Annotated in this window: 3 protein-coding genes; all 3 read left to right on the top strand. The window is 47.8% G+C overall.

Translation table 11 applies throughout. The features are described 5' to 3' along the window. A partial coding sequence (locus AC1DSG_RS29460) for a glycosyltransferase family 2 protein (protein ID WP_477794019.1) occupies nucleotides 1-923 on the top strand: 923 nt, incomplete at its 5' end. A 58-nt stretch (nucleotides 924-981) separates the two neighbouring features. Further along, entirely contained in the window at nucleotides 982-2,103 is a 1,122-nt protein-coding gene (gene gmd, locus AC1DSG_RS29465; protein WP_477794020.1) for a GDP-mannose 4,6-dehydratase, read from the top strand. Between the two features lie 2 nt (nucleotides 2,104-2,105). Continuing rightward, the gene (gene fcl / locus AC1DSG_RS29470; RefSeq protein ID WP_477794021.1) at nucleotides 2,106-3,083 is read left to right on the top strand and encodes a GDP-L-fucose synthase; all 978 of its coding nucleotides are present in this window, start codon (nucleotides 2,106-2,108) and stop codon (nucleotides 3,081-3,083) included. The last annotated feature ends 169 nt before the right edge of the window (nucleotides 3,084-3,252 follow it).

Below are 3,252 nucleotides of genomic sequence, written 5' to 3' on the forward strand. Positions count from 1 at the left end.
GACTTGGACTTTCCGTAGTTATATTGACACACAATGAAGAAATTCACCTCGAACGCGCTATTAAATCTATTTCTTCGATAGCTTCACAAATATTTGTTATTGATTCGTTTTCTAGTGATCGAACGAAAGATATTGCAACATCATTAGGTGCTGTAGTATTGCAAAATACGTTCATTAACTATGCAAAACAATTCCAATGGGGGCTAGATAATGCCCCTATCACAAATAAATGGATTATGCGACTTGACGCAGATGAGATCATAGAGCCAGACTTAGTAGAAGAAATCCACCAGAAACTACCTAATTTGCCAACTGATGTTGCAGGCATAAACCTAAAACGTAAACATATTTTCATGAGTCGCTGGGTTCGTCATGGCGGTCGCTATCCACTTGTACTTGTTCGCATATGGAGAAACGGACAAGGCCGCATCGAAGATCGCTGGATGGATGAACATATGGTTGTTTGGGGAGGACGTACAGTGACCTTTGAAGGTGGTTTCTCTGACCACAACCTTAACGACCTAACATTCTTCACAAACAAACATAACAAATACGCCACTCGCGAAGCCATTGATATTATTAATCAAAAACTAAGCCTTTTTCCTCGTGATATGGCCGTGACGACTGAAAGCACATCATTACAAGCGTCAGTCAAGCGCTTCATAAAAGAAAAAATTTATAATTATCTACCTTTCACTTTCAGCGCTTTTATTTATTTTTCCTGGCGTTATATTTTTCAACTAGGATTTCTAGATGGCAAATCAGGACTAGCCTACCACTTTCTTCAAGGATATTGGTATCGCTTCCTTGTAGGTGCAAAAGTTATGGAACTTGAAGCCGCCATTGCACACATCACCGACAAGCAAAAAGTTATTGTAGAGCTATCACGCCTAACCGGTCATAACTTAACCAAAGACTGCTAACGCGACAGTTAAATCGATAAAACATCCCCTCTAACAACCTTTACGTAGTTGAAAATACATGAAAAAGCGAGCCCTTATCACCGGAGTCACTGGTCAAGACGGATCCTATCTTGCTGAGTTTTTACTTGAAAAAGGCTATGAAGTTCATGGCATCAAACGCAGAGCGTCATCATTTAATACTCAACGAGTCGATCACATATATCAGGATCCACACATTGACAATAAGAATTTTATATTGCACTACGGCGACCTCACCGATTCATCAAATTTAACTCGCATCATACAAGAGGTTCAGCCTGATGAAGTCTACAACTTGGGCGCACAGTCCCACGTAGCAGTGAGTTTTGAGTCCCCAGAATACACTGCCGATGTTGACGCGATGGGCACTCTGCGCATTCTTGAGGCTATTCGGTTGCTTGGCCTGGAAAAGAAGACTCGTTTTTATCAGGCCTCTACTTCCGAACTCTATGGCTTGGTCCAGGAAATCCCACAGAAGGAAACTACCCCGTTCTATCCGCGGTCGCCTTATGCAGTAGCTAAGCTCTATGCCTACTGGATAACAGTGAATTATCGTGAATCATATGGCATGTATGCCTGCAATGGCATTCTGTTTAACCACGAATCACCACGTCGTGGTGAAACCTTTGTTACTCGAAAAATCACACGCGCAATGGCGAATATGGCGCAAGGTCTGGAGCAGTGCTTATACCTAGGCAATATGGATGCACTGCGCGACTGGGGCCATGCCAAGGATTATGTGCGGATGCAATGGATGATGCTGCAGCAGGAACAACCTGTTGATTATGTTATCGCCACAGGGGTGCAGTATTCTGTGCGCGAGTTCGTTCGTTGGTCCGCCGCTGAATTGGGTGTCTTCCTGCGGTTTGAGGGCACGGGCGTAGATGAGCAAGGCATTGTCGAGCGCATTGAAGGTGATAAGGCTCCAGCGCTTAACGTCGGTGATGTGCTTGTACGCGTAGATCCGCGTTATTTCCGACCAGCCGAGGTAGAAACCTTGCTTGGTGATCCGACCAAAGCTAAGGAACAACTGGGCTGGGTACCAGAGATCAGCGTCCAAGAAATGTGCGCCGAAATGGTCCGTGAAGACCTCAATGTAGCGCAACGGCATGCGCTGCTCAAGCAGCATGGACATGAATTGCCGGTGGCAACGGAGAACTGAAAGTGACAGGCGATCTTAACCAGAATATCTTTGTTGCTGGCCATCGTGGAATGGTCGGCTCCGCCATCATCCGTCGTCTACACGCGCTGGGTTATGACCGTATCCTCACGGCTGGACGCGAAGAACTGAACCTGCTCGACCAAAAGGCGGTACATGCCTATTTCAAAGAGCAAAAGATCGATCAGGTGTATTTGGCGGCAGCAAAAGTGGGTGGTATTCATGCCAATAATACCTATCCCGCGGACTTCATCTACGAAAACCTGTTAATTGAGGCCAACGTTATCCACGCTGCACATCAATGCGACGTTCAGAAGCTGTTGTTCCTTGGCTCCTCCTGTATCTACCCGAAGCATGCCGAACAGCCGATGCGTGAGGAGGCACTACTAACAGGTATCCTCGAGCCGACCAATGAACCCTATGCTATTGCCAAGATTGCAGGGATCAAGCTGTGCGAAAGCTACAACCGCCAGTATGGCCGCGATTACCGCAGCGTTATGCCGACCAACTTATACGGTCCGCACGACAACTACCATCCGGAAAACAGTCATGTAATCCCTGCGCTACTGCGCCGCTTCCACGAGGCGGTGCAACGCGGTGACGAAGAAATCGTTATTTGGGGCACCGGTAAACCGATGCGCGAGTTCTTGCACGTGGATGATATGGCTGCGGCCAGCGTGCATGTGATGGAACTAGACAGTGATACTTACAAGGCTAATACCCAGCTGATGCTGTCTCATATCAACGTTGGCACTGGGGTTGATTGCGCTATTGGCGAGCTTGCGAAAACCATTGCTGACGTGACCGGTTTCGCTGGTCAGTTGAGCTTCGATGCCGACAAACCGGACGGCGCCCCGCGCAAGCTGATGGATGTAGCGCGACTCGAGGCGTTGGGCTGGAAGGCTAGTATCAGTCTAAAAGACGGCCTGAAAGATGCCTACGACTGGTATGTCAACAACGTGGAAAAAGCGCGGACACATTGATGAAGATCTTGCTCTACGGCATCAATTACAGCCCTGAGCTGACTGGCATCGGCAAATACAGCGGTGAGATGGCAAGCTGGCTGGCAGCTCATGGACATGAGGTTCGAGTAATAACGGCGCCGCCTTATTACCCGGACTGGAAGGTTTGGCAAGGCTTCAGCTCCTGGGG

The sequence above is a fragment of the Pseudomonas sp. P5_A12 genome (assembly GCF_056400685.1).

Coding starts and splice junctions, on each gene's coding strand:
- gmd (WP_477794020.1), top strand. CDS start 982: ATGAAAAAGCGAGCCCTTATCACCGGAGTCACTGGTCAAGACGGATCC.